The following is a 23582-nucleotide window of genomic DNA, read 5'->3' as shown; positions in this document are numbered from 1 at the left end:
GTGCTGTCAAACGGGGCCGGGGTGCCGTACGGCACCCCGGGCGCTGTCAGACGGGCGGCCAGGGGATCGCGGGCCACTCGCCGCTGGGCTCCGGATGCCTCCCGGAGGCGAGCAGGGCGTCGACACGCGCGCGTGTGGCGTCGATCTCAGCGGGGGTGACGAGGGCGGCCAGGGTCGCGGTCAGTTCCCCGTCGGCCTCCAGGGCGCTCCTGAGGCCCTTGAGGACCTCCACCGCCTCCGCGGTCAGCGGCTCCCCCGCCCAGCCCCACAGGAGCGTGCGCAGTTTGTTCTCGACGTTGAAGGTGACGCCGTGGTCGATGCCGTAGAGCCGTCCGTCGCCGGTGGGCAGCAGATGGCCGCCCTTGCGGTCGGCGTTGTTGATCACCGCGTCGAGGACGGCGAGCCGCCGCAGCCGCTCGTCGTCGGCGTGCACCAGCAGCGCCGTGCGGCCCTCCCCGACCTCGGCGAAGCCGATCGCCTTCCAGCCCGGCCCGGGTTCCTCCCCGTCGACGAGGGCGAGCAGTTCCTCGTCCGGGGCCGCCTCGACCCACAGCTGGCACATGCCCTCGCCGTACGGGCCGTCGCGCAGCACGGTGGGCGGGACGAGACCCCAGCCGGTCGCCTCGGAGACCGCGTGGGCGGCCACCTCGCGCTGGGCCAGCGTCCCGTCGGGGAAGTCCCACAGGGGTCTCTCCCCAGCGACCGGTTTGTAGACGCAGGCGGCCTCCTGGCCGTCGTACGACACCGTGCAGTACAGGGCGGCGTTGGAGGCGTCCCGGATCTGTCCGCGCACGGTGAGCTCGCCGTCGGCGAGCAGCCGCGCGGCGGTCATGCTCCGCGGCGGTATCCGTTCTGGCGCGGACATACGTGTCCTTCCGGGTCGAGCGGCAGGCTGCACAGCGGGCACGGCGGCCGGCCGGCGTTGACGACGTCGAGGGCGCGCTTGGCGAAGGCTCTGGCCTGGGCGCCGGTGAGGCGGACCCGCAGCATCGGGGGCCCGTTCTCCTCGTCCTGCAGCAGCCGCTCCTCGGCCTCGGCGAGGTCCTCCTCGGTCTCGACGTCGAGCTCCACCAGGGCCTGCGCCTCGACGATCATGCGCTGCTCCTCGCCGTCCCAGGCGAGGGCCATGGTGCCGACCCGGAACTCCTCCTCGACGGGGGTTTCGAGGGGGGCCGTGTCGGCGTTCTCCGCGGGCGCCACGGCGGGCACGGAGGCGCTGCCGCCGCTGCGGCGTACGACCTCGTCCAGCAGCTCGTCCATGCGCTCGGCGAGCGCTGCCACCTGGGTCTTCTCCAGGGCCACGCTGGTCACGCGGGTGCCGGCGGTTGCCTGGAGGAAGAAGGTACGGCGCCCGGGCAGTCCGACCGTACCGGCCACGAAGCGGTCCGGTGGGTCGTAGAGGAACACCTGACGGGACACGTCCTGTCTCCATGGGATTCGTGGGTGCGTGCGCGGGTGGCGCGACCGTCCATGCGTGCACGCGCGTGTGCGGACCGCTTCACCCTACTGCGGGACGATCACGGTGCGCCCGCGCCGCCCCCGACCGTGGCGTCCTCGGCCGGCGGCTCCTCACGCGGCACGAGGGAGGCGAAGTCACCGGTGTCTCCCAGGCGCACGAGAAAGGGGCGCGTACGGGTGTAGCGGATCGCGGTGACGGAGCACGGTTCGACGGAGATCCGCTGGAAGAGGTCGAGGTGAAGGCCGAGCGCGTCCGCCACGAGCGACTTGATGACGTCGCCGTGCGAGCACATCAGGTAGACGGCGTCGGCGCCGTGTTCGCGCTCCACGCGCGCGTTCCACTCGCGTACCGCCTCGGCGGCGCGGGTCTGCATGGCGCGCATGGACTCACCGCCGGGGAAGGCCGCGGCGGAGGGGTGGGCCTGCACGACCTGCATGAGGGGGTCGTCGCTCAGCTCGGCGAGTTTGCGGCCGCTCCAGTCGCCGTAGTCGCACTCGGTGATCCCCTCCTCGGTGTGCAGGCGCAGACCAGGGCGGGCTTCCAGGAGGGGCCGGAGGGTCTCCCGGCAGCGCTGCAGGGGGCTCGTGACGGCCTCGGCGATCGGCAGGGCCGCCAGCCGTCCCGGCAGGGCGGCGGCCTGGGCGGCGCCGCGCTCGTCGAGGGCGACGCCGGGCGTCCGGCCGGCGAGCACGCCCGAGGTGTTGGCGGTGGACCGGCCGTGCCGGACGAGGATCAGCGTGGGCATGCCGCCCAGGGTAGGCGTACACCGGTGGCCCGAGGACCTCTTCGCCGACCGGGTCAGGCGAACTCGGGGGACGTGGTGGTCGGTCCGCCGAGCGCGTCGCGGCGTTCGGGTGTCTTCAGGGACACCATGCGCCGCCAGCCCGCGAACCGCTCCCAGGCGTACACGGCGTGGATGCCGGCCGCCAGCACGGCCGACTTGGGCCTCGGCCAGCCCAGGATCCGGCCCATGTGGGCCATGACGGCGAGGCTGACGTCCCGGTAGACGCGGATCTCGGCGAGCGCGCACTCACGCAGGGTGCGCTGGATGGTACGGCCGTGTCCGGCGTGGGCGAGGCGCAGGAGTTCCTCGTGGCAGTAGGCGAGGTGGTTGTCCTCGTCGTGGGAGATCATCCTGACCGCGCGGCCGATGTCGGGGTGGTCGGCGAAGTACGTGCGCAGCATCTCCATCTGCTCCGAGGCGCGCTGCTCGGTGACCCTGCTGTGGGCGAGGTACGTGACGATGTCCTCGACGGTGAGCGGCTGCTCGGCCTTGAGCTTGTCGTGGGAGAGGCCGATGCCGGCCCGTTCCAGGAGCATGGTGTAGTCGGTCTCGGGCGGGACGGGGACGGGTTCGACGCCGCGCTTCTTCATCAGCGCGTTGAAGATTCGCCCATGCTTGTCCTCGTCGGCTCCGTGGCGGGTGATCTTGGGTGCGAGACCACGTTCGCTCCGCGGGACGAGCGCGGCGATCCGCGCGTTCTCCCAGCCGCCCTGGGTCTCCCCGCTGGCGGCGATGGAGCAGAACAGCGCGTAGGACTCGTCGTTGTCGAGGATCTCCTGGAACAGACTCTTGGCCGAAAGCATGGTGGGCCCCTCTCCGCATTGCGCAGGACTCCGCGAAGAACGAGTCAAATGCGGCGAGCCGGGCACGGCAACACCTGTGTCCGACAACTCCGCCGAAAGAAGGACGGACGGGGTCGCGCCGGGAGCGTAACCGGGCGCCCGCGGGCGCGTTGTTACCGGTGACGGCCGTGGCGGGGAAGACCCCCGAGCCCCCACCACGGCCGCAGTGAACCCCCACAGTGAATCCCGCGGTGGTCCTCCGCTGTGGGACTCCCCTTACCCCAGGCCGGCCCGCTCCAGCGCCTCGACGCCCGCGCGCAGCGAGGCGAGCCGCTCGTCGAGGGTGAAGCCGGCGGGGGCGAGGGTGAGGGTGGTGACGCCGGCGGCGGCGTAGGCGGTCATCCGGTCGGCGATCCGCTCCACCGATCCCAGCAGCGTGGTGGCGTCGATCAGATCGTGCGGTACGGCGGCCGCGGCGCCCTCCTTGTCGCCGGACAGGTACTTGTCCTGGATCTCGGCGGCGGCCTTCTCGTAGCCCATGCGCCGGGCGAGCTGGTTGTAGAAGTTCTGCTTGGCGCTGCCCATGCCGCCGACGTAGAGCGCGGTGTAGGGGCGGAAGGTGTCGGCGAGGCGGGTGATGTCCTGGTCGGCGCCGACGGCCAGCGGCAGCGTCGGGCAGACGTCGAAGCCGTCCATGGTCTTGCCGGCCTTCTCGCGGCCCGCGCGCAGGTACGTGAGGGCGGTGTCCTCCAGGTGGGCGGCGGAGGGGAAGATCAGCAGGGCGCCGTCGGCGATCTCGCCGGTCTGCTCCAGGTTCTTCGGGCCGATCGCGGCGATGTACAGCGGGATGTGCTCGCGCTGCGGGTGCACGGTCAGCTTGATCGGCTTGCCCGGGCCGTCCGGCAGCGGCAGCGTCCAGTGCTCACCCTCGTAGGACAGCCGCTCACGGGACATCGCCTTCCGTACGATCTCGACGTACTCACGCGTGCGTGCCAGGGGCTTGTCGAACTTGACGCCGTACCAGCCCTCGGAGACCTGTGGGCCGGAGACGCCGAGGCCGAGGCGGAAGCGGCCGCCGGAGAGGGAGTCGAGGGTGGCGGCGGTCATCGCGGTCATCGCGGGCTGGCGGGCCGGGATCTGGAAGATGGCCGAGCCGACGTCGATCCGCTCGGTCTGTGCGGCGACCCAGGTGAGCACGGTGGCCGCGTCCGAGCCGTATGCCTCGGCGGCCCAGCAGACGGAGTAGCCGAGGCGGTCGGCCTCCTGGGCGACGGCGAGGTTGTCCGCGTCCATTCCGGCGCCCCAGTAGCCGAGGTTGATCCCGAGCTGCATGGCCGAATCCCCTTACTGACGAGTAACAGCGCTGTTCCGGAGACCATAGCCTGGCGGGGTGCCGCCGCGCCCGCCCGGGCCGCCGCGGCCGCGACGTTCCGCAGCTGGGGTGCGGGAATTCGGTTATCCACAGGCAACCCACGGCGCAACCCTGGCCAGTAATCTCGGCGTCCATGGAGCAGAGGCATCTCGGCCGGACCGGCCTGCGCGTGTCCCGCATCGGGCTCGGCACCCTCACCTGGGGCCGCGACACGGACGAGCACGACGCCGCGGACCTCTTGAAGACGTTCTGGGAGGCCGGCGGCACCCTCGTCGACACGGCGGACGTGTACGGCGACGGGGAGGCCGAGTATCTGCTCGGGCGCCTCATGGAAGGGCTGGTTCCGCGCCGGGAACTGGTCATCTCCACCAAGGCGGGCAGCGTGCCCGACCCGGACCGCCGCTTCGACGGCTCCCGCGGCCATCTCCTCGCCGCCCTGGACGCCTCCCTGGACCGGCTGGGCACGGACTACGTCGACGTGTGGCACGTGCACGCCTTCGACCCGCACACCCCGCTGGAGGAGACCCTCCAGGCCCTCGACATCGCGGTGGCCGGCGGCCGCGCGCGCTATGCCGGGGTGTCCAACTTCTGCGGCTGGCAGCTCGCCAAGGCGGGGACCTGGCAGCTGGCGGCGCCGGGTACGCGCACCCGGCTGGCCAGTACGCAGATGGAGTACTCGCTGTTGCAGCGCGGCGTGGAGCGGGAGGTGCTGCCGGCCGCGCTGGACCTGGGGATCGGGCTGCTGCCGTCCTCGCCGCTGGGCCGGGGTGTGCTCACCGGCAAGTACCGGGGCGACGCCCTGCCCACCGACTCGCGCGGCGCCTTGGAGCACTTCGCGCCGTTCGTCGAGCCCTACCTCGACGACACCGCGAGCCGGATCGTGGACGCCGTGACGACCGCGGCGGACGGGCTCGCGGTCACCCCGCTCCAGGTCGCCCTCGCCTGGGTCCGCGACCGGCCCGGGGTCGCCGCCCCGATCGTCGGCGCGCGCAACGCGCAGCAGCTCAGGGCGGCGTTGTCAGTGGAGGCGCTTAGTCTTCCTGACGAGATCTGCCGGGCGCTCGACGATGTGTCGGCGCCCGTGCACCGCTATCCCGATCACGACTGGAGCACGCTGTGAGCACGGAACCGGAGACCACGGAGAACACGGAGCCGGGGACACCGGGGTGGCCGGGGGCCGGGGCAGGGGACGCGGTCGCGGCGGGCGGCACGGGCGCGGCGGACACCACGGGCGCGGCGGGCGGCACGGGCGCGGCGGGCGGCACGGGCGCGGCGGTGAGCGAGACGGCCGGCGGTACGGAGGCGACCGGGGGCGGCGGCCCGGCCGACGGCAAGGGAGCAGCCAATGCCGGGCACCCAGCCGGCGGCAACGGACCGGCCGACGGCGGCAAGCCGGCCGACGCCGAGAACAGGGCCAGTGGCAACGGACCTTCGGACGGCGGTGAACCAGCCGCAGGCCCTGAGCCAACCGACACCGAGAACCCGGCCGACGGCCGCGCAACAGCCGACGCAGAGGGCCTGGTCGACGGCGGTGGACCGGCCGACGCTGAGGGTGTGGGCGGCGGTGGTGGCTCGGGCGGAGGTGAGGCGTCGGGTGGGGAAAGCGCGGGGCAGTTGTCCGAGGCTGAGGCTGAGCTTGCCGCTCAGCGGTTGGAGCGGGAGCGGATCGAGCGGCGGAAGGCCGAGAGGAAGGGGCCCATCGACAGCGGGGCCGGGCTGAGCGGGAAGGCCGCCGATCTGCTCGCGGCCGTGCGGGCCGTGGAGAGCGGTCAGAAGCCGGTGGCCACCGTGTTCGCCGAACCGGAGCCCGCACCGCGCCGCGCGGCACCGACCCCGGGCCCGGAGCCGGTGCGGCGTCCGCAGTCAGTGGTCGCCGAGGCCGCCGCCGTGCCCGCCCCGGAGACCGTCGCGGCCGTGCGTGAGGTGCTCGCGTCCGGCGGTGCGCCCGAGGCGCTGGCGCCTCAGGTCGCCGCGGTCCTCGGCGAGGGGGCCGGGGAGCTGCTGCGTGAGGACCCCTGGCAGTTGCTGCGGGTCCCCGGAGTGCGGCCCGAGCAGGCCGACGGGTTCGCGCGGGCGCTGCTCGGCGCGCAGTGCGGTCCGGACGACGAGCGCCGGGGCCGCGCCGTCACGGTGTGGCTGCTGGAGCAGGCGGCCCTCGCCGGGCACACCGCGCTGGAGCTGCCGGCGCTGACGGCCGCGCTGGCCCAGCGGGGCGTGCCGGACGCGGACGTCGCCGTTCAGAGCACGCTCGCGGAGGGTGAGGCCCTCGCCTTCCAGGACGCCCTGGAGGAGCCCGGGGCGCACGCCCCGCAGCGGGCGGAGGGCGACGAGGAGGACGGCGAGAATGAGGCCCGCCCGGTCCGGGTCCTGGTCGGTCTGGAGCGGTACGCGCTCGCGGAGGAGAGCCTCGCCGACGGTCTGGCCCGGATCGTCAACTCCCTGTCCAAGGAGGCCCCGGCTCAGTGGGAGTCGGCGGCGGCCTCGGCCTCCGGCAGCGCGGCCGAGCTGATCCGCGCCGTCGCGGGGCACGGCCTGGTGCTGCACACCGGCGGCGAGGCGGCCCGCGCCGAACCGGCGGCGCTGGTCGCCGCGGCCGGCTCCCTGGGCCTGCGGGTGGTCGCGGCCTGCCACACTCCCGACGGCCGGCACAGGTTCGCGGCGCTCCTGGGTGACGAGGGCGGCGTCGTCACCGTCCCCGGTCTGCTCTCCGGCGCGGAGGGGCCGGGCCGGGACGCCGACGGGGCCCTGACGCTGGACCTGCTCGTCCTGCTGGACGCGCCGCAGCTCGACGTGGAGAGCGCGGCGATGATCGTGGAATCGCTGCCGGACGGGGCGCGGCTGGTGCTCAGCGGGGACCCGGCGCTGCTGTGGTCGGCCGGTCCGGGCCGGGTCTTCGCCGATCTGCTCGCCACACGCGCGTGCCCGCAGATCGCGTCGCGCACGCCCGACCCCGGCCCGCTCGGTGAGCTGCTCTCCGGGATCGGCGTCGGCGAGCTGAACCAGGTCGACGCGCCCGGGAAGGAGATCGTGATCGTGCCGGTGCGGGACGCGGGCGAGGCCGTGCACCGGACCGTGCAGCTCGTCGCGGACTCGGTGCCGCGGGCCCTCGGGGTGCCGGCCGAGCAGACGGTGGTGATCGCCCCGGGTCACGGCGGCGCGGCCGGCACCCGCGCACTCAACGCCGCGCTCAAAGAAAGGCTGAATCCCGGCCCCGGCCGGTTCGCCGGCTTCGACCCCGGCGACCGGGTCGCCTACTCCCCCGCCCCGGGCCGCACCCTCGCCGGGCAGGTCATGGGGGCCGACGCGGAGGGCCTGCGTCTCTCCTGCGCCGGTGCCTCCGTCGTCGTGGCGAAGGAGCGGGTGGAGCAGTCGGTGCGGCACGGCTGGGCGCTGACCGCCCACCAGGCCGTCGGCAGCCGCTGGCCGGCGGCGGTCGTGGTCCTCCCCGGCGACGCCGCCCAGATGCTCTCCCGCCCCTGGGTCTACACGGCCTTCGCCCGAGCCGAACGCCACCTCTCCGTGGTCCACGGAGCCGAACAGTCCCTCCCGAGAGCCGTCACGGAAATCCCGGCCAAGCCCCGCACGACCCGCCTGCCCACGCTCCTGCGCACACAGGTACCAACAGCCGGCTGAGGCGGCGGGGGCGCCCCCTTTCGGGGCGCCCCCGCGCAGCGCTCAGCGTTCCAGCGGCTCCAGATCCTCGTCCTCGTCGAGTTCCTCTTCCTCGTCGAACACCGCGCTCACGTCGAACCGGCACACCACCCGCTGCGGATCGAGCTGCTCGAACGGCGACTCCAGCCACTCGCCGGGCTCGGCGGGCTCATCTGCGGCAAGGACCCACAGCGTGGAGTCGCCCTCCTCCAGCCCGAACTCCTTGTGCCGGGAGGCGATCTCGTCCGGCTCGAACTCGCCGAACAGCACCCCCAGCGCGCCGTGCACCGTCTCCGTGCCCTCCTCGTCCTCCGCCGCCTCGATCCGCTGCGCCTGGGCCAGCAGCCGCTGCGGTTCCGCCACGGAGTAGTCGCGGCGGATCAGGACGCTCAACGCGCTCGGTTCCTCGGGGCCGACGTACGGCGGAAGGGAGTCCTCCGTACCGGGGATCTCGAAGGGCGTGACTTCGTCGTAACGGTCGTAGAGCAGCTCGTCGTACGCCTCCGCGGCCGCGGCCAGCTGGTTGAACGCCTCGTAGACGGCCGGGTCGTCCTCCCCCGACCGGCGTTCGACCGCGGCCAGGTGGCGGTCGAGCGCGGTCTTGACCGCCTCGGCGGCGGCGCGTACCTCGGCAGCGGTGGGCTGCGCAGCATCAGACATAGTGCAGACGCTATCCGTACCAGGGCCCAGCCCGCACAATAGATGCGATGCCGGAATACGAATTTGTCGACGTGTACGTACCGCGCGGGGTCTCCCGCAAGGAGGCGACACGTCTGCTGACGGACCATGCCGAGTACGGACACTGGGAGTTGCACCGTCTGAGCCTGATGCGCGACGGCAGCCGCAAGGTGCGGTTGCGCCGGCGGATCATCCGCCAGGTGCGCGCCACGTGGTGAGCTGAGACGGGAGTGGGGCCCCGCCGAAGAGGCGGGGCCCCACTCCGTCCTGGGTGGCGTGCTACGCCGACTGCCGGGCCCTGCGGTAGAGGACCGCGCCCGCGAGCAGCGCGCCCGCGCCGGCCGGCAGGACGATCCCCAGCGGGAGGTCGCCGCCGGTGTGCGCAAGCTGCTCCAGGGCGCTGTGCTGCGCCTCCGTCCGGGCCCCCGCCTGGACGGCGGACCGGGAGCCGGTGGGGGTCAGGGCGCCCACGGCGGCGGGACCGCCCTGCGCGGCGGTTCCGCCGGCCTGGACGGGGTCGCCCTGGTTGCCGAGCCCACCCGGGTCGGTCTGGTCGCCGCCAGGGTTCCCGGGCTGGTCGCCGCCGGGGTTCCCGGGCTGCTGTCCCGGGTCACCCGGGGTGTGCCCGTTCCCGCCGCCCGGAGGGGTGCCGTGCTGGCCCCCGGAGCCGGCGTCGTTGGAGCAGTCGTTGCCGTACGTCGAGTTGCCGACGCCGATCACATTGACGCTGTTGCCGCAGACGTTCACCGGCACGTTGATCGGGGCCTCGACATGGTTGCCGGAGCCGACGCCGGGCGAGCCTTCGGTGTTTCCGCCCGCCTGTGCGCCCCCGGAGCCGCCCGAACCGCCGGAATCGTTCGAGCCGCCGGAGCCGCTCCCGCTGCCCGTGTTGGCGCAGGAGTTGCCGACCGCGGGGTTGAGGACACCGACGACGTCGACGGTGTTCCCGCAGACGTTCACCGGAGCGTTCACCGGCGCCTGCACGGTGTTTCCGGACAGCACACCGGGTGAATCCGAGGCGGATCCGATCGCGCCGGAATCCGCCTGCGCGTACCCCCCTGCGGCGGCGATCACCCCCGTCGCCGCCGCCATTGTCATGAGGCCCTTGCGGGTGACCTGTCGCATTTTGCTGAATCCCTGCTTTCGCCCTTGAAAACTCACGGAATCCCGTGACATCAGATTCTGAATACCGGTCGGCCCCGGAGCGCATGGCGCGCGCTCCGAGGCCGACGGTGTGGACGACCCCCTCAGCGGGCGTGCGTCACTTGTTGATGCAGGTGTTGCCGAAGGTGGGGTTCAGCAGCCCGATCACGGAGACCGTGTTGCCGCAGACGTTCACCGGGGCGTGCACAGGCACCTGAATGACGTTGCCGGAAGCGACACCCGGGGAGTGCACGGCGGCACCCTGGGCTCCGGCGTCGGCGACGGCCATGCCCGCACCCGCGAGAACCAGCCCACCAGTGGCAGCCGCAGCAGCGACGACCTTCTTGATCATTATTCCTCCTTGTTGGCAATGCGATCCCAAGAAGCGGACCACGTCAGCAGTAACGAGGAGGGACTAATGGAGCTACGAGCTTATCGTCGCATTCACTCTTCCAGGTCTTTCCCGCACATGCGCGCGAATAGTGAAGTTTCGTTTCAGTGGGCGAATTCAGGGCGCGCCACTTCGCGGCGCGTCACTTCGGAGTGCGTCACTTCGGAGCGCGTCACCTGGGCGCGCCACCTCACGACGCGTCGATGAACCGGTCGAGGACCCGCACGCCGAACTTCAGCCCGTCCACCGGCACGCGCTCGTCGACGCCGTGGAACATTCCGGCGAAGTCCAGCTCCGGCGGCAGCTTCAGCGGGGCGAAGCCGAAGCCGCGGATGCCGAGGTCGTCGAAGGACTTGGCGTCGGTGCCGCCGGACAGCATGTAGGGGATGGCCTTGGCGGTGGGGTCCTCGGCGAGCAGCGCGGACTGCATCGCCTCGACCAGCGCCCCGTCGAAGGAGGTCTCCAGGGCCTTGTCGGAGTGCACGTCCTCACGGCGGACGTGGGGGCCGAGGAGCCGGTCGAGGTCGGCGAGGAACTCCTCCTCGTGCCCGGGCAGGAAGCGCCCGTCGACATGGGCCGTGGCCTCGCCGGGGATGACGTTGACCTTGTAGCCGGCGCTGAGCTGGGTGGGGTTGGCGGTGTTGCTGAGGGTCGCGCCGATGAGCTTGGCGATGCCGCCCAGCCGCGCCAGGGTGGACTCCATGTCCTCCGGGTCGAGCTCGGCGCCCAGGGCGTCGCCCAGCTCGTCGAGGAAGGCCCGGGTGGTCTTGGTGACCCGCACCGGGAACGTGTGCCGGCCGACCCGGGCGACGGCCTCGGACAGCTCGGTGATGGCGTTGTCCCGGTGGATCATCGAGCCGTGCCCTGCCGTGCCGGCGACGGTCAGCTTCATCCAGTGCATGCCCTTCTCGGCCGTCTGGATCAGATAGAGCCGCCGCTGCTCGCTCACCGTGAAGGAGAAGCCGCCCACCTCGCTGATCGCCTCGGTGACGCCCTCGAAGAGCTCCGGGTGGTTGTCGACCAGATGCCGGGCGCCGTAGGTGCCGCCCGCCTCCTCGTCGGCGAGGAAGGCGAGCACGATGTCGCGCGGGGGCCGGCGGCCGCTGCGCAGCCGGTCGCGCACGACGGCGAGGGTCATGGCGTCCATGTCCTTCATGTCGACGGCGCCGCGCCCCCACACGCAGCCGTCGGCGACCTCGCCGGAGAAGGGGTGGTGGGTCCAGTCGGTGGCGTTCGCCGGTACGACGTCGAGGTGGCCGTGGATGAGCAGCGCGGGCCGGGAGGGGTCCTCGCCCTCGATGCGGGCCACGGTGGAGGCGCGCCCCGGGTGCGATTCGAAGATCCGGGGCTCCAGACCCACCTCGGCGAGCTTCTCGGCGACGTACTCGGCCGCCCCGCGCTCACCCGGGCCGGAGTGGTCGCCGTAGTTGCTGGTGTCGAACTGGATCAGCTCGCGGCACAGGTCCACGACCTCGTCCTCGCCGGTGACGCCCTTGACCGAGTCGGTCTCGCTCACGCTGGTTCCTCCCGCTGTCGCTGCTGCTGGTTCCCTTCATCCTCCCTCCCCCGTCACCGGCCCGGCACGCCCCCCGGGAGCCGGCCGCGATCGGGCATGTCCGAAAGCCTGGTAATGTTTACCTCGTCGCCGCGGGGGAAACCCCGCACGACAGACACCTTGTCCGGGTGGCGGAATGGCAGACGCGCTAGCTTGAGGTGCTAGTGCCCTTTATCGGGCGTGGGGGTTCAAGTCCCCCCTCGGACACAGAGAACGGCGAGGGCCGCGACAGGAGTCGCGGCCCTCGCCGTTGCCGTGCTCAAGCGCATCTCGTCTCATGGGGGACGTAGAAGTGGCGCGGACAGCCGATGCCCCGCCGGGGCGCGTGCAGCCGGTCGGGGCCGCAGCAAGTGCCCGCACTGGGGAGCACAAGCCACATCAGGTCCTTCGCGGCCGTCGCACGGCCGATGGTGCAGCAGAATGGGGCGCATGTCCCGACGCAGCGCCCATGTCCGGCGGCAGCACGCCGCCACCCCACCCCACAAGCGGGCATGTCCTTGCGGTCTTGCGGAGACGTACGACGCGTGCTGCGGCCGATTCCACCGGGGTGAGGCCGCCGCGCCGACCGCGGAGCGGCTGATGAGGTCGCGCTACAGCGCCTTCGTGACGGGCGAGACGGACTATCTGCTGCACACCTGGCACCCGCGGACCCGGCCCCCGCGCCTGGAGCTGGATCCGGGGATGCGCTGGACGGGCCTGGAGATCCTCGCGACCGAGGACGGTACGGCGTTCCACTCGACCGGCGTCGTGGAGTTCCGGGCGTCCTACCGGGGCGGGGCGCTGCACGAGCGCAGCCGGTTCGAGCGGATGGACGGGGCGTGGGTGTACGTCGACGGGGAGTTCCCGGACAACGGGTAGTTCCGGGGCGGGTGTCGGTCAGGGCGCCAGGATGTCCAGCTCCTGGAGTGCCCCCATCGTGATCTCCCGGGTCAGCCGCTCCGCGCGGGCCGCGTCGCCCTCGCGGACGGCCTCGGCGACCTGGACGTGCAGGGTGACGGCCGACGGGTCGGGGTCCTCGAACATCACCTCGTGCTCGGTGCGGCCGGTCAGGACCTCGGCGACGACATCGCCCAGCCGGGCGAACATCTCGTTGCCGGACGCGGTGAGGATCGTCCGGTGGAACGCCACGTCGTGGAGGAGATAGCCGTCCAGCCGATGGCCGCGTGAGTTGGCCACCATGCCGAGCGCGGCGTGGGTCAGCTCGGCGCACTGCTCCGGCGTGGCCTTCTTCGCGGCCAGGCCCGCCGCGACCGGTTCGACGGCCGAGCGCAGCACGGTGAGCGAGCGCAGCTGCCGGGGGCGGTCGGCGCCGGCCAGCCGCCAGCGGATGACCTGCGGGTCGTAGACGTTCCACTCGCACTCCGGGAGCACGGTCACGCCCACGCGACGGCGTGACTCGACGAGGTGCATGGACTCCAGCACGCGGACCGCCTCACGCATCACGGAGCGCGACACATCGAAGCGCTGGGCGAGTTCGTCGGTGCGCAGCACGCTGCCCGGCGGGTACTCACCGGCGGTGATCGCGGGGCCGAGGGTGTCCAGTACACGGCCGTGCAGCCCCCGGCCCGGAGTGGTCATGCACTCAGCGTACGGGGTGCGTCACGGGACTAAAAAGTCTGACTTATTCATCATGGAGACTTGAATTCGTCCTACCTAATGGCTTGAGTGGCCGTCGACATCAGTCGAGGAAGACAGCGAGGCAGCATGAGCACCCCCCACGTCGTCGTGGTCATGGGGGTCGCAGGCACCGGCAAGACCACCATCGGTCCCCTGCTTGCGGCCCGGCTCGGCGTTCCGTACGCCGACGGCGACGACTTCCACTCCCGGGCCAGTGTCGCCAAGATGTCGGCCGGCGTCCCCCTCACGGACGAGGACCGGTGGCCCTGGCTGGACGCCATCGGCGCCTGGGCGTCCGGGCGGGCGGGGTCCGGCGGAGTGGTGAGCAGCTCGGCGCTGAAGCGGTCGTACCGGGACCGGCTGCGGGCCGCCGCTCCCGGCATCGTCTTCGTGCACCTCACGGGCGACCGCGCGCTCATCGAGGGCCGGATGTCCCACCGCGAGGGCCACTTCATGCCGACGGCTCTGCTGGACTCCCAGTTCGCCACGCTCCAGCCGCTGGAGCCGGACGAGACGGGTGTCGCCGTGGACGTCGCCGGCAGCCCCGAGGAGATCACCTCGCGGGCCCTGAAGGCACTGGACGAACTCTCGGCCCGCTGAACCCGCTGATCATCCAGCGGTACGACGACGAGGGCCCACCCGCGCTACGAGGCGCGGGTGGGCCCTCTCGCGTCCTGCCGCTCACCGGCGCCAGAGCGAATGCTCCCGGTCGGCCCACTCCGGGCTCACCGAACCCGTCCGCATCCCCCGCCGTGCCTCCGGGTCCCCCAGGGCCATGCCGATGTGCCCCGCGAGGACGACGCCCATGGTCAGCGCCAGCCAGTCGTGGACGAAGGTCGCGCTGGTGCGCCAGCGGACCGGCGTGAGGTCGGTGAACCACATCAGCAGCCCGGTGCCGAGCATCACCAGCGTCGCCCCGGCGATCCAGGACGCGTAGATCTTCTGCCCGGCGTTGAACTTGCCCGCCGGGCGGGACTCCCGCCGCTTGTCCCGGCGCAGGACGGCCCGCAGCCAGTGCCGGTCGTGCGGGCCGAAGCGGTTGAGCCGGCGCAGGTCGGCGCGGAAGGCGCGGGAGGCGAGGCCGGCCAGGACGGGCACCGGCAGCAGCAGCCCGGACCACTCGTGGAGCAGGACCACCAGCGCGCGCCGGCCGACGAGTTCGGCGAGCTGCGGGACGTAGAGGCAGGCGGCGGTCGCCACGCACACGATCATGAGCAGGGCGGTGGTGCGGTGGATCCAGCGCTCGGCCCGGCTGAAGCGCCGGACACGCGCGGTGACCGCCGGGGCGGGCTCAGTTCGTAGGCTCATCGTCCCGCCCGTTCGACCTGCCGACCCAGGCGTCGACGTCGTAGCCGCGTTTCTCCCAGTAGCCGGGCTTTACGTCCTCGGTGACGGTGATGCCGGAGAGCCACTTGGCGGACTTGTAGAAGTACATGGGGGCCACATAGAGGCGGACCGGGCCGCCGTGGTCGTGGCCGAGGTCCTTGTCCTGCATGCGCAGGGCGACGAGGACGTCGTCGCGGCGGGCCTGGTCGAGGGTGAGGCTCTCGCTGTAGGCGCCGTCGAAGCAGGTGAAGCGGACCGCGCCGGCCTTGCCCTGGACACCGGCCGCGTCCAGCAGCGCCGACAGCCGCACGCCCTCGAAGGGCGTCTGCGGGACCCGCCAGCCGGTGACGCACTGGACGTCCTTGACCAGACGGGTCTGCGGCAGCGCCCTGAGGTCGGCCAGGGTGTAGGTGCGGGGGCGGTCGACCAGGCCGTCGACGGTGAGGCGGTAGGTGGTGGCGTTCCGGCGCGGGACCGAGGAGGTCACCGAGTAGTAGCGGAAGCCGCCGCCGTTGGGCAGCAGGCCGGTCAGGCCGGTGGGGTCCTGCTGCCCTACGTTGCCGAGGAACGTCTCCAGGCCGCGCTGCAGCGGGGGCGCGGCGACGAGGCCGAGGGCGCCCAGGCCGAGGGTGCCGAGGAAGACGCGGCGGCCGACCGGGGTGCCGCGCTCCTCCGGTGGTTCGGGATTCACCCGTCCATTCGAGCACCCGGCGGGCGGGCGGGACCAGGGGTCCGGGACAGCCGTCAGACTTCCGTCATCACTTCACGGGGCGATCCGTCATCACTTCACGGGCAGTCCGCCATCACTTCACGGGCGATCCGTCACCACTTCCCGTGGCGCTCCTGGCGGAATCACGGCGTCCGCGACAGAGTCACGGCGTCGCTGCCCAGCGCCCCCGCGCGCGCCGCCCGGAACGCCGCGCGCGGGTCCCGGTCCGGGTACGCCCACGGTACGGCGGTGGCGTGGTCGCCGATGCGCTGGAAGAGGGCGGCGGCCTCGGCACTCCGGCCCTCGCAGACCTTGGCGTGGGCGAGGAAGTTCAGGTCGAGCAGTCGGCGCGGGTGGCCGTCGTGCTCCCACTCCAGCCACCAGTCGAAGGCGGCCTTCAGCACCTCCCGGGCCCTGCCGTCCGACCAGTGGCCGGAGGTGGCCGGGTCGGCGGGTGCGAAGCCGTGGGTGGCCAGGACGCGGTAGCGCTCGGCGTGCGCGACGACCGGCAGGATGGCGAGCGGCGAGTCGGCGGGGGCCCGTTCGGCGGCCCAGGCGGCGAACTCGTACACCTCGTGCAGCGGGTCCGGGCCGGTGTCGCCGCGCCGTTCGGCGAGCCGGGCGACCAGCAGGTGGTGGGCCTGGTGGTGGTCGGGGCAGCGGGCCCGGACCTCCTCGAACAGCCGGATCGCCGCCGGGCCGCCGTCACCCTCCAGCATGAGCAGGCCCAGCCAGGGCGTGGGATCGGCGGGCGCGCGCTCCACCGCCTCCCGGCAGGCCGCGCGGGCCTGCTCGGGATCGTCCCGGCCCCGCAGCACCCGGTGGACCAGGGCGAGCCCGAGCAGGACGGAGGCGTCGGCGCTGCCGGGGTCGGCGCGCAGCCAGTCCCGGGCCCAGGGGACCGCGTAGGGGTCGGCGGCGAGGACGGTGATCCGGTGGCCCCTGCGGTCCCAGTCGTCACCGGTGCGGGCGAGCAGGGAGCGGGCGGCCCGCCGGCGGCCCTGGGCCTGCGCGGTCCGGGCGGCGCGCAGTTCGGCGTCGTCCAGGGCGTCGTCGAGTAAGAGAGGGGGTGGGGGCACCGCGAGGTTCCTCATCAGGGGATTTGGTGTCGGCGAGCGATCAGCCGATCACGCACAGCCAACCCCAGCCCATACTTACCGTCAAGTACCAAGAGCATGTGACGCATGCCAAGTACCTTGCGCTGGAGCCCACTTGAGCCGCATGCGGGGCGCCGGACCTGGTCAGGGGCGGCCCGGGTGTGACGTACGCCATAGCGCGTACGGGTCGGGGCCGCGACCATCGAAGACCGCCCCCCTTTCCGGACCCCAGGGCGTCGAGGGTGTGAGGCCGCCACAGTCGGCCCGTAGGCACCGCCGCCCGGCCCGGACGATCGAGGTACGCAGCGTGTCGTTTCTGGTCCTGATTCTCGCCGTGGGCGCCGCGTGCTGCCTCGGCTTCGGTTTCGTCCTCCAGCAGAACGCCGCGCAGCGGGCACCCCTCGGGGACTTCCTCTCGCCGCGCCTGCTGCTCGACCTGGTGCGGGTGCCGCGCTGGCTGGGCGGCATGGGCCTGATGGCGGCCGGCATGGCGCTGGGCGCGATGGCGCTGGGCCAGGGCGAGCTGTCCCTGGTGGAGCCGCTGCTGGCGACGAACCTGCTCTTCGCGCTCGCGCTCTCCCGCCGCCAGACCGGACAGTCGCTGGGCCGCCAGGGCTGGGCGGGCCTGGCGCTGCTGGCGGGCGGGGTGACCGCGTTCATCGTGGCGGGCGAGCCGCACGGCGGCAGCGCCAGCGGGGATCCGCTGCGGCAGTGGGTGATCATCGGCGCCATGCTGGGCGCGGCGCTGCTGCTCACGACGTACGCCAGGCGCTCCCGGCTGGGCTACGGGCCGGTGCTGCTGGCGCTGGCGGCGGGCGTGCTGTACGGCGTCCAGGACGCGCTGACCCGGCTCAGCGGCGAGCGCTTCGCGCACGGTGGCCTGGCAGAGCTGCTGACGAGCTGGCAGCCGTACGCCGTACTGGCGCTCGGGCTGACCGGCCTCATCCTGGTCCAGAGCGCGTTCGAGACCGCGCCGCTGCGCAAGTCGCTGCCCGCGCTGACCGCGGCCCAGCCGCTGGCCGGGATCATCTGCGGGGTCGGCTTCCTCGGCGACCGGCTGCACACCGACCCGGGCGCGCTGGCCTGGGAGGCGGCGGGGCTCGCCGGCATCGTCGTGGGCATCGTTCTGCTCGGGCTGCACCCGGCGATGCCGCAGGGCGCGGTGGCGCCCCGGCGGGTGCCCGTCCTCCAGGCGGCCTGACGGCGGCCGTCCGGTCCTGCTTGGATGGGCCGCATGAGCGCTGCTGACGAGATCCTCGACGTCGTCGACGAGCACGACCGGGTCGTCGACCGGCTCCCCCGCGGTCAGGTGTACGCCGAGGGCCTGCGCCACCGCTGTGTGTTCATCGAGGCCAGGGACGCCGTCGGCCGGATCTTCGTCCACCGCCGCACACCGACCAAGCTGGTCTTCCCGTCCCTGTACGACATGTTCGTCGGCGGAGTGGTCGGCGCCGGTGAGTCCTACGACGACGCGGCGCTGCGGGAGGCCGAGGAGGAACTCGGCGTCACCGGACTGCCCCGGCCCGCCTTCCTCTTCAAGTTCCTGTACGAGGACGGAGCCGGCCGCGGCTGGTGGTCGGCCGTCTACGAGGTGCGCTGCGCGCTGCCGGTCCGCCCCCAGGCGGAGGAGGTGGCCTGGCACGACTTCCTGACGGACGACGAGGTCGAGCGACGGCTGCCGCAGTGGACGTGGACGCCGGACGGGCTGGCTGCGTACGAGCGGCTCAAGGAGTTCCGGGCCGCCCGGTAGTGTCCTGGGCGTGATCGAGTTCGTACGGAACGTCCGGCTGTGGTTCGCGCCGGAGCGGGTGCGGCAGGAGGGCAGCACGCCCGACTACCGGTTCTCCCTGGCGAACGAGCGGACCTTCCTGGCCTGGCTGCGCACCGCGCTGGCGCTGATCGGCGGCGGTTTCGCGGTGGACCAGTTCCTGCCGGACCTGCGCTGGGGCTGGCGGGTCGGGCTGGCGCTCGCGCTGCTCGCTGCCGGTGTGCTGTGCTCGCTGCGCGCGGTGAACCACTGGGTGCGCTGCGAGCTGGCGATGCGCCGGGGCCAGGATCTGCCCGTGTCCCGGTTCCCGGCGCTGCTCGGCGCGGTGGTGGCGGTGGTGGCCGTGGCGATGGTGGTCGTGGTGCTCGTCGGGTGGGAGGGGTGAGCGACGAGCGGGATCCGGGGCTCCAGCCGGAGCGGACGCGGCTGGCGTGGCGGCGCACGACGCTCGCGGGCACCGTCGCCACGGTCCTCGCGGTGCGGAGCGCGCTGCACGGCGGGCCGAGGCCGGCCGGTGTCGTGGTGTGCGTGTTGTGCGGCGCGCTCTGGCTGGGGTTCCTCGGGGTGGCCCATCGGCGCATCCGGGAGCTGTCCGCCACCTCGCGCCCGGCCGTCCTGCCCGCGCGGCACGCGACCGCGGCGGTCCTGTGCACGGTGGCGATGGCGCTCTGCGCGGCCGCGCTGGTCTTCTAGGGCCCCCTTCTTCCTGCGTTTTCCGGCCGTCTCGTGCGTCGCCCCTCTGGGGTACTCGGACGACACGCAAGGTCGAATGTCCCGATATGATCCGTTTGCATGCTCTGTCTGCGTGGCAGCCTGCCTCTCATCGTCCCCTCCGCGCACACCCATACCCACGGCCCGGACTGCGGGCACACCGCGGTGCCGCACGGCGACCATGTCGACTACGCGCACGACGGCCATCTGCACCGCGAGCACGCGGGCCACTGGGACGAGTGCGAGCCCGGCGGTCACACGGCCCACGCGGAGCACGCGCACCGGCACGGCGAGGACTGCGGGCACCCGGGGGTGCGGCACGGCGACCACATGGACTACCTGCACGACGGACACCGCCACGCCGAGCACGACGGACACTGGGACGACCACTGAGGCGACGGCCGCGACGTCCCTCCGGCGACCGCGAAGCCCTTCCAGCGGCCGAAAAGCCCCTCCGGCGACCGAAAAGCCCTCCCGACGGCTCCCCGCGATTCCGCGCGGGGAGCCGTCGGCCTATCGTGGCCCCCATCACGTTCGCCCTCCCCACTGGACTACATACCGACCGGTCGGCATCATGAGTCGCGTCACGTTCAGCCGCCCGTAGGAGGAGCGACGCATGAGCCCCGCCGACCACCCGCCCGGACTCGACCTGGACCGGCTGCGCGCACTGCTCGACCGCGAGCGGCCCGGCCTGGTGCGCGGTCCCCTGACCGGCCGGCTGATCGAGGGCGGGCGCTCGAACCTCACCTACGCGGCCACCGACGGCACCTCCCGCTGGGTGGTACGGCGGCCCCCGCTCGGCCACGTCCTGGCCACCGCGCACGACATGCGGCGCGAACACCGGGTGATCAGCGCCCTGCACCCGACGGACGTACCGGTGCCGGCGCCCGTCCTGCTGTGCGAGGACGAGGAGGTGCTCGGGGCGCCCTTCTACGTCATGGAGTTCGTCGAGGGCACCCCGTACCGCACCGCCGACCAGCTCGTCCCGCTCGGCCCCGAGCGCACCCGGGGCGCGGTGCTGTCCCTGGTGGACACGCTCGTGGATCTGCACGCGGTGGACCCCGCGCAGATCGGTCTCGCGGACTTCGGCCGCCCCGAGGGCTTCCTGGACCGCCAGCTGCGCCGCTGGGGCAAGCAGCTGGACGCCTCCCGCAACCGTGAACTGGCCGGCATCGACGAGCTGCACGCGACGCTCGGGCGTCGGCTGCCCGTCTCCCCCGCCCCGGCCGTCGTACACGGCGACTACCGGCTCGACAACGTCCTGATCGGTGAGGACGACCGGATCAGGGCGATCCTCGACTGGGAGATGTCCACGCTCGGCGACCCGCTGACCGACCTGGGCCTGCTGGTGATGTACAGCATCCCGCTGGGCACGGCCGACTCCCCCGTCTCCACGACGGCCGAGGCTCCGGGGCACCCGGAACCGGCCGAGCTGATCGAGCGGTACGCCGCGCGCTCGGGGCGCGACGTGTCCGCCGTCTCCTGGTACACGGCGTTCGCCTGGTTCAAGCTCGCCGTGATCCTGGAGGGCATCCACTACCGGTACACGCTGGGGCAGACGGTCGGCGGCGGGTTCGACCGCATCGGCGAGCTCGTCCCGGTCTTCATCGAGCACGGACTGACCACTCTTCGAGAAGGACTCCAGGAAGGCTGAACGGCATGGATTTCGCGTTCGACGCGCGCACCGAGGAACTGCGCGGCAAGCTGCTCGCCTTCATGGACGAGTACGTCCACCCCGCCGAAGCGGTGGCGGAGGAGCAGCGGGCCGCGCTGGCCTCCCCCTGGGACACCCCGGCCGTGGTGGAGGAGCTGAAGGCCGAGGCCCGCCGCCAGGGCCTGTGGAACCTCTTCCTGCCCGACGAGGAGTACGGCGCCGGGCTGACCAACCTCCAGTACGCGCCGCTCGCCGAGATCACCGGCCGCTCCCCGCAGCTGGCGCCGACCGCGCTGAACTGCTCGGCGCCGGACACCGGCAACATGGAGGTGCTGGCGCAGTTCGGCGACGAGCGGCAGAAGAAGCAGTGGCTGGAGCCGCTGCTCGCCGGTGAGATCCGCTCGGCGTTCGCGATGACCGAGCCCGAGGTGGCCTCGTCCGACGCCACCAACATCACCACCCTCATCGAGCGGGACGGCGACGAGTACGTCATCACCGGCCGCAAGTGGTACATCTCCGGGGCGATGAACCCGGACTGCAGGATCCTCATCGTCATGGGCAAGACGGACCCGGACGGCGAGGACATCCGCCGTCAGCAGTCCATGGTCCTGGTCCCGAGCGACACCCCGGGCGTCACCATCAGGCGCGCCATGCAGGTCTTCGGCTACGAGGACCACTACCACGGCGGCCACGCCGAGGTGATCTTCGACCACGCGCGCGTGCCGGTCACGAACCTCATCGGCGAGGAGGGCGGTGGCTTCGCCATCGCCCAGGCCCGGCTCGGTCCCGGGCGGATCCACCACTGCATGCGGCTGATCGGCATGGCCGAGCGGGCGATCGAGCTGATGTGCAGGCGCGCGGTGTCCCGTACGGCCTTCGGCAAGGCGCTGGCCCAGCAGGGTGTGGTCCACAACTGGATCGCGGACGCCCGGGTCACCGTCGAGCAGCTGCGCCTGCTCGTGCTGAAAACGGCCTGGATGATGGACACCGTCGGCAACCGGGGCGCCCACACCGAGATCCAGGCCATCAAGATCGCCACACCCCGCGCGGTCGTCGACATCATCGACCGGGCGATCCAGCTGCACGGCGCGGGCGGCGTCAGCCAGGACTTCCCGCTGGCCGAGCTGTACGCGGCGGCCCGCACGCTGATGATCGCCGACGGCCCGGACGAGGTGCACCAGCGGTCGCTGGCGCGGCGGGAGCTGAAGAAGTACCTGTGACGAGGCGAGGGCCGGCCGGGGCACGCACCCCGGCCGGCCCTCCGCTACGGCCGGAGCGCCCGCAGCAGCAGGTCGGCCAGGTGGTCGGCGACCTGCTGCGGGCTGAGCGGTCCGTCGGGGCGGTACCAGGTGGACAGGTGGTGGACCGAGCCGAAGTGGTAGTCGACCACCAGGTCGGCCGGGGTCGCCGTCGAGAAGACGCCGGCCTCCTGGCCCTCCTCGATCAGCGCGCGGAAGCGTTCGTGGTAGCGCCGACGCTCGGCGCGCACCTGCTTGTTCTTCTCCGGGGACAGGTGGTGCATCGAGCGGAAGAAGATCGACGCGTCGTCGAGGTTCTCGATGGTCGTCACCACGACGTCCGCCGCCGCGTCCCGCAGCCGCTGCTCGATCGGGGCGTCCATGCCGGCGAAGTGGTCGAGGCGCTCCTGCTGGACGCGCAGCACGCGCGCGTACACCTCGTGCAGCAGGTCGTCCTTGGAGCCGAAGTAGTGGTACAGCGCCCCCTTGGTGACGCCGGCCGCCTCGACGATCTCCTGCACCGAGGTGCGGTCGTAGCCCTGCTCGGCGAAGAGCCGGGTGGCGGCGGCCAGCAGCCGCTGCGGCACGGGGGTCCCGCCGCCGTCCGTCGTCCTTGGCACTGCCGCCACCTGCCCTTCCGAGTTTCACTGACTGTCGTACACGGGGGAACGCGGTCCCCGACGGAGGATCTTGCCACTCGACGTGCCGGGCGCGTCGGGCAGGATCTTCACCCGCCGTGGCCCATGCATACCACCGGGTGGGTCATCGCTCGGCTTCCCACTTCTGCTGGATGTGGTTCATGTTGGTCAGCCAGCGGTCGGGGTCGGCGGCCCGCGCCTGGTAGAACCCGGCCACCTCGGGGTGCGGCAGGATCAGGAAGCGGTCCTCCGCCATGCCCTCGAACAGCGCGTCGGCGACGTCCCGCGGCTCGATCGCGGTCGGCTTGAGCACCAGGTCACCGGCGCTGCCGGTGGCGTCCAGCATGTCGGTGCGCACGCCCTGGGGGCAGATGGCGTGCACCTTGATCCCGCGGTGGCGGTACGTCAGCGACAGCCACTCGGCGAAGGCGTAGGCGCCGTGCTTGGTGACGCTGTACGGGGCGGCGCCGATCATCGTCAGCAGCCCGGCGGCGGACACGGTGGACACGAACCGCCCGCTGCCGCGCTCCAGCCAGTCGGGCAGCAGCGCGTGCGCCGCCCGGACGTGCGCCATGACGTTGACGTCCCAGGCCAGCGCCCACACCGCCGGGTCGGCGGCCTCCGTGCCGGCCGAGGCGACTCCGGCGTTGGCGCAGTAGACGTCGACCTGGCCGCCGAGGGCGTCGCGGGCGGCGTCGACGACGGCCGAGGCGTCGCCGGGCAGCGCGATACCGCCGATCTCACCGGCCACGGCCTCGGCCCGGCCCGCATCGAGGTCATTGACCACGACCCGGGCCCCCTCGGCGGCGAACCGGCGGGCCAGCGCGGCCCCGATCCCGCCCCCGGCCCCTGTGACAACGACTCCCGCACCCTGCACGGCTCCCACCACCGGCCTCCTTCGACACGACTCGACACGACACGACAGAAACGACGCGACACGCTCGGCTCGGCCGCCAGACTAACCAGTCGGTATGTTGAGAGGGAAGGGCTCGACCGTGACGTGACCTAT

Annotated in this window: 27 protein-coding genes and 1 tRNA gene; 13 read left to right on the top strand and 15 right to left on the bottom strand. The window is 72.7% G+C overall.

Annotated elements, in window-relative coordinates; all coding sequences use genetic code 11:
- Window positions 1-46: 46 nt before the first annotated feature.
- The 5 genes from ACH5AC_RS18070 to ACH5AC_RS18050 all read right to left on the bottom strand — a co-directional run bounded on the left by ACH5AC_RS18070 (window position 47) and on the right by ACH5AC_RS18050 (window position 4357).
- Window positions 47-832 (bottom strand): SCO1664 family protein, encoded by a 786-nt coding sequence (locus ACH5AC_RS18070; protein WP_398862848.1) that lies wholly within the window; start codon window positions 830-832, stop codon window positions 47-49.
- Window positions 829-1419 (bottom strand): DUF3090 domain-containing protein, encoded by a 591-nt coding sequence (locus tag ACH5AC_RS18065; protein ID WP_398862846.1) that lies wholly within the window; start codon window positions 1417-1419, stop codon window positions 829-831. The genes ACH5AC_RS18070 and ACH5AC_RS18065 overlap by 4 nt, the downstream gene beginning before the upstream one ends.
- A 98-nt stretch (window positions 1420-1517) precedes the next feature.
- Window positions 1518-2204: a histidine phosphatase family protein gene (locus ACH5AC_RS18060; protein WP_398862845.1), complete on the bottom strand. Its 687-nt coding sequence runs from the start codon at window positions 2202-2204 to the stop codon at window positions 1518-1520.
- 53 nt (window positions 2205-2257) lie between these two features.
- On the bottom strand, window positions 2258-3046 hold the full coding sequence (locus tag ACH5AC_RS18055; protein WP_398862844.1) for a ferritin-like domain-containing protein: 789 nt from the start codon (window positions 3044-3046) through the stop codon (window positions 2258-2260).
- A 255-nt stretch (window positions 3047-3301) separates the two neighbouring features.
- A complete protein-coding gene (locus ACH5AC_RS18050; protein WP_398862843.1) occupies window positions 3302-4357 on the bottom strand; it encodes an LLM class F420-dependent oxidoreductase in 1056 nt (351 codons plus the stop codon).
- 173 nt (window positions 4358-4530) lie between these two features.
- Here ACH5AC_RS18050 and ACH5AC_RS18045 point away from each other — a divergent pair, with 173 nt between their 5' ends.
- Both ACH5AC_RS18045 and ACH5AC_RS18040 read left to right on the top strand, forming a co-directional pair.
- Window positions 4531-5517: an aldo/keto reductase gene (locus ACH5AC_RS18045; protein ID WP_398862842.1), complete on the top strand. Its 987-nt coding sequence runs from the start codon at window positions 4531-4533 to the stop codon at window positions 5515-5517.
- Window positions 5514-8030, top strand: coding sequence for a helix-hairpin-helix domain-containing protein (locus ACH5AC_RS18040; RefSeq protein ID WP_398862841.1), 2517 nt, complete (start codon window positions 5514-5516; stop codon window positions 8028-8030). The genes ACH5AC_RS18045 and ACH5AC_RS18040 overlap by 4 nt, the downstream gene beginning before the upstream one ends.
- 42 nt (window positions 8031-8072) lie before the next feature.
- Here ACH5AC_RS18040 and ACH5AC_RS18035 read toward each other — a convergent pair whose 3' ends face one another.
- Complete coding sequence (locus ACH5AC_RS18035) at window positions 8073-8708, bottom strand: hypothetical protein (RefSeq protein ID WP_398862839.1); 636 nt, start codon at window positions 8706-8708, stop codon at window positions 8073-8075.
- A 47-nt stretch (window positions 8709-8755) separates the two neighbouring features.
- On the opposite strand from ACH5AC_RS18035, the gene ACH5AC_RS18030 reads away from it, so the two are divergent.
- A complete protein-coding gene (locus ACH5AC_RS18030; RefSeq protein WP_398862838.1) occupies window positions 8756-8944 on the top strand; it encodes a DUF5703 family protein in 189 nt (62 codons plus the stop codon).
- Between the two features lie 61 nt (window positions 8945-9005).
- Here the strand turns inward: ACH5AC_RS18030 and ACH5AC_RS18025 are convergent, their stop codons facing one another.
- The 3 genes from ACH5AC_RS18025 to ACH5AC_RS18015 form a co-directional block, all read right to left on the bottom strand.
- A complete protein-coding gene (locus ACH5AC_RS18025) occupies window positions 9006-9851 on the bottom strand; it encodes a chaplin family protein (protein WP_398862837.1) in 846 nt (281 codons plus the stop codon).
- 136 nt (window positions 9852-9987) lie between these two features.
- Complete coding sequence (gene chpH / locus ACH5AC_RS18020; protein WP_398862836.1) at window positions 9988-10221, bottom strand: chaplin ChpH; 234 nt, start codon at window positions 10219-10221, stop codon at window positions 9988-9990.
- 229 nt (window positions 10222-10450) lie between these two features.
- Window positions 10451-11776: a M20/M25/M40 family metallo-hydrolase gene (locus ACH5AC_RS18015; protein WP_398862835.1), complete on the bottom strand. Its 1326-nt coding sequence runs from the start codon at window positions 11774-11776 to the stop codon at window positions 10451-10453.
- A gap of 161 nt (window positions 11777-11937) precedes the next feature.
- On the opposite strand from ACH5AC_RS18015, the gene ACH5AC_RS18010 reads away from it, so the two are divergent.
- Both ACH5AC_RS18010 and ACH5AC_RS18005 read left to right on the top strand, forming a co-directional pair.
- Window positions 11938-12022: transfer RNA gene (locus ACH5AC_RS18010), tRNA-Leu, on the top strand.
- Between the two features lie 222 nt (window positions 12023-12244).
- Complete coding sequence (locus ACH5AC_RS18005) at window positions 12245-12673, top strand: YchJ family protein (protein ID WP_398862834.1); 429 nt, start codon at window positions 12245-12247, stop codon at window positions 12671-12673.
- Between the two features lie 18 nt (window positions 12674-12691).
- On the opposite strand, the gene ACH5AC_RS18000 is transcribed toward ACH5AC_RS18005, so the two are convergent.
- Window positions 12692-13393, bottom strand: coding sequence for a FadR/GntR family transcriptional regulator (locus ACH5AC_RS18000; RefSeq protein WP_398862832.1), 702 nt, complete (start codon window positions 13391-13393; stop codon window positions 12692-12694).
- A gap of 126 nt (window positions 13394-13519) precedes the next feature.
- Here ACH5AC_RS18000 and ACH5AC_RS17995 point away from each other — a divergent pair, with 126 nt between their 5' ends.
- Window positions 13520-14032, top strand: coding sequence for a gluconokinase (locus ACH5AC_RS17995; RefSeq protein WP_398862831.1), 513 nt, complete (start codon window positions 13520-13522; stop codon window positions 14030-14032).
- 81 nt (window positions 14033-14113) lie between these two features.
- Here ACH5AC_RS17995 and ACH5AC_RS17990 read toward each other — a convergent pair whose 3' ends face one another.
- From ACH5AC_RS17990 to ACH5AC_RS17980, 3 genes are all read right to left on the bottom strand, one after another.
- A complete protein-coding gene (locus tag ACH5AC_RS17990) occupies window positions 14114-14740 on the bottom strand; it encodes a cytochrome b/b6 domain-containing protein (RefSeq protein ID WP_398862830.1) in 627 nt (208 codons plus the stop codon).
- The gene (locus tag ACH5AC_RS17985) at window positions 14724-15449 is read right to left on the bottom strand and encodes a molybdopterin-dependent oxidoreductase (protein WP_398862829.1); all 726 of its coding nucleotides are present in this window, start codon (window positions 15447-15449) and stop codon (window positions 14724-14726) included. The genes ACH5AC_RS17990 and ACH5AC_RS17985 overlap by 17 nt, the downstream gene beginning before the upstream one ends.
- A gap of 161 nt (window positions 15450-15610) precedes the next feature.
- Window positions 15611-16561, bottom strand: a complete 951-nt coding sequence (locus ACH5AC_RS17980) for a tetratricopeptide repeat protein (RefSeq protein WP_398862828.1) — start codon at window positions 16559-16561, stop codon at window positions 15611-15613.
- Window positions 16562-16871: 310 nt separating this feature from the next.
- On the opposite strand from ACH5AC_RS17980, the gene ACH5AC_RS17975 reads away from it, so the two are divergent.
- The 7 genes from ACH5AC_RS17975 to ACH5AC_RS17945 all read left to right on the top strand — a co-directional run bounded on the left by ACH5AC_RS17975 (window position 16872) and on the right by ACH5AC_RS17945 (window position 21917).
- Window positions 16872-17765, top strand: coding sequence for a DMT family transporter (locus ACH5AC_RS17975; protein WP_398862826.1), 894 nt, complete (start codon window positions 16872-16874; stop codon window positions 17763-17765).
- 33 nt (window positions 17766-17798) lie between these two features.
- A complete protein-coding gene (locus ACH5AC_RS17970; RefSeq protein ID WP_398862825.1) occupies window positions 17799-18314 on the top strand; it encodes an NUDIX hydrolase in 516 nt (171 codons plus the stop codon).
- A 10-nt stretch (window positions 18315-18324) separates the two neighbouring features.
- Window positions 18325-18717: a YidH family protein gene (locus ACH5AC_RS17965; protein ID WP_398862824.1), complete on the top strand. Its 393-nt coding sequence runs from the start codon at window positions 18325-18327 to the stop codon at window positions 18715-18717.
- Complete coding sequence (locus ACH5AC_RS17960) at window positions 18705-19025, top strand: DUF202 domain-containing protein (protein ID WP_398862823.1); 321 nt, start codon at window positions 18705-18707, stop codon at window positions 19023-19025. The genes ACH5AC_RS17965 and ACH5AC_RS17960 overlap by 13 nt, the downstream gene beginning before the upstream one ends.
- Before the next feature lie 99 nt (window positions 19026-19124).
- On the top strand, window positions 19125-19436 hold the full coding sequence (locus tag ACH5AC_RS17955; protein WP_398862822.1) for a hypothetical protein: 312 nt from the start codon (window positions 19125-19127) through the stop codon (window positions 19434-19436).
- Window positions 19437-19659: 223 nt separating this feature from the next.
- Window positions 19660-20697: a phosphotransferase family protein gene (locus ACH5AC_RS17950; RefSeq protein ID WP_398862821.1), complete on the top strand. Its 1038-nt coding sequence runs from the start codon at window positions 19660-19662 to the stop codon at window positions 20695-20697.
- Between the two features lie 5 nt (window positions 20698-20702).
- Window positions 20703-21917: an acyl-CoA dehydrogenase family protein gene (locus tag ACH5AC_RS17945; RefSeq protein ID WP_398862820.1), complete on the top strand. Its 1215-nt coding sequence runs from the start codon at window positions 20703-20705 to the stop codon at window positions 21915-21917.
- Window positions 21918-21961: 44 nt separating this feature from the next.
- On the opposite strand, the gene ACH5AC_RS17940 is transcribed toward ACH5AC_RS17945, so the two are convergent.
- Both ACH5AC_RS17940 and ACH5AC_RS17935 read right to left on the bottom strand, forming a co-directional pair.
- On the bottom strand, window positions 21962-22555 hold the full coding sequence (locus ACH5AC_RS17940; protein WP_398862819.1) for a TetR/AcrR family transcriptional regulator: 594 nt from the start codon (window positions 22553-22555) through the stop codon (window positions 21962-21964).
- A gap of 142 nt (window positions 22556-22697) precedes the next feature.
- Complete coding sequence (locus tag ACH5AC_RS17935) at window positions 22698-23462, bottom strand: SDR family oxidoreductase (RefSeq protein ID WP_398862818.1); 765 nt, start codon at window positions 23460-23462, stop codon at window positions 22698-22700.
- Between the last annotated feature and the right edge of the window lie 120 nt (window positions 23463-23582).

This window comes from Streptomyces sp. NPDC018693, from assembly GCF_044391385.1.
Taxonomy (GTDB): domain Bacteria; phylum Actinomycetota; class Actinomycetes; order Streptomycetales; family Streptomycetaceae; genus Streptomyces.
The sequence above is the reverse complement of the archived record's forward strand: the minus strand, read 5'-3'. Positions and strand labels throughout refer to the sequence as shown.

What these genes read in the sequence shown, in the direction of transcription:
- ACH5AC_RS18070 (WP_398862848.1), bottom strand. Translation starts at nt 832, where the DNA reads ATGACCGCCGCGCGGCTGCTCGCCGACGGCGAGCTCACCGTGCGCGGA.
- ACH5AC_RS18060 (WP_398862845.1), bottom strand. Translation starts at nt 2,204, where the DNA reads ATGCCCACGCTGATCCTCGTCCGGCACGGCCGGTCCACCGCCAACACC.
- ACH5AC_RS18055 (WP_398862844.1), bottom strand. Translation starts at nt 3,046, where the DNA reads ATGCTTTCGGCCAAGAGTCTGTTCCAGGAGATCCTCGACAACGACGAG.
- ACH5AC_RS18050 (WP_398862843.1), bottom strand. Translation starts at nt 4,357, where the DNA reads ATGCAGCTCGGGATCAACCTCGGCTACTGGGGCGCCGGAATGGACGCG.
- ACH5AC_RS18045 (WP_398862842.1), top strand. Translation starts at nt 4,531, where the DNA reads ATGGAGCAGAGGCATCTCGGCCGGACCGGCCTGCGCGTGTCCCGCATC.
- ACH5AC_RS18035 (WP_398862839.1), bottom strand. Translation starts at nt 8,708, where the DNA reads ATGTCTGATGCTGCGCAGCCCACCGCTGCCGAGGTACGCGCCGCCGCC.
- ACH5AC_RS18030 (WP_398862838.1), top strand. Translation starts at nt 8,756, where the DNA reads ATGCCGGAATACGAATTTGTCGACGTGTACGTACCGCGCGGGGTCTCC.
- ACH5AC_RS18025 (WP_398862837.1), bottom strand. Translation starts at nt 9,851, where the DNA reads ATGCGACAGGTCACCCGCAAGGGCCTCATGACAATGGCGGCGGCGACG.
- chpH (WP_398862836.1), bottom strand. Translation starts at nt 10,221, where the DNA reads ATGATCAAGAAGGTCGTCGCTGCTGCGGCTGCCACTGGTGGGCTGGTT.
- ACH5AC_RS18005 (WP_398862834.1), top strand. Translation starts at nt 12,245, where the DNA reads ATGTCCCGACGCAGCGCCCATGTCCGGCGGCAGCACGCCGCCACCCCA.
- ACH5AC_RS18000 (WP_398862832.1), bottom strand. Translation starts at nt 13,393, where the DNA reads ATGACCACTCCGGGCCGGGGGCTGCACGGCCGTGTACTGGACACCCTC.
- ACH5AC_RS17995 (WP_398862831.1), top strand. Translation starts at nt 13,520, where the DNA reads ATGAGCACCCCCCACGTCGTCGTGGTCATGGGGGTCGCAGGCACCGGC.
- ACH5AC_RS17990 (WP_398862830.1), bottom strand. Translation starts at nt 14,740, where the DNA reads ATGAGCCTACGAACTGAGCCCGCCCCGGCGGTCACCGCGCGTGTCCGG.
- ACH5AC_RS17980 (WP_398862828.1), bottom strand. Translation starts at nt 16,561, where the DNA reads ATGAGGAACCTCGCGGTGCCCCCACCCCCTCTCTTACTCGACGACGCC.
- ACH5AC_RS17970 (WP_398862825.1), top strand. Translation starts at nt 17,799, where the DNA reads ATGAGCGCTGCTGACGAGATCCTCGACGTCGTCGACGAGCACGACCGG.
- ACH5AC_RS17955 (WP_398862822.1), top strand. Translation starts at nt 19,125, where the DNA reads ATGCTCTGTCTGCGTGGCAGCCTGCCTCTCATCGTCCCCTCCGCGCAC.
- ACH5AC_RS17950 (WP_398862821.1), top strand. Translation starts at nt 19,660, where the DNA reads ATGAGCCCCGCCGACCACCCGCCCGGACTCGACCTGGACCGGCTGCGC.
- ACH5AC_RS17945 (WP_398862820.1), top strand. Translation starts at nt 20,703, where the DNA reads ATGGATTTCGCGTTCGACGCGCGCACCGAGGAACTGCGCGGCAAGCTG.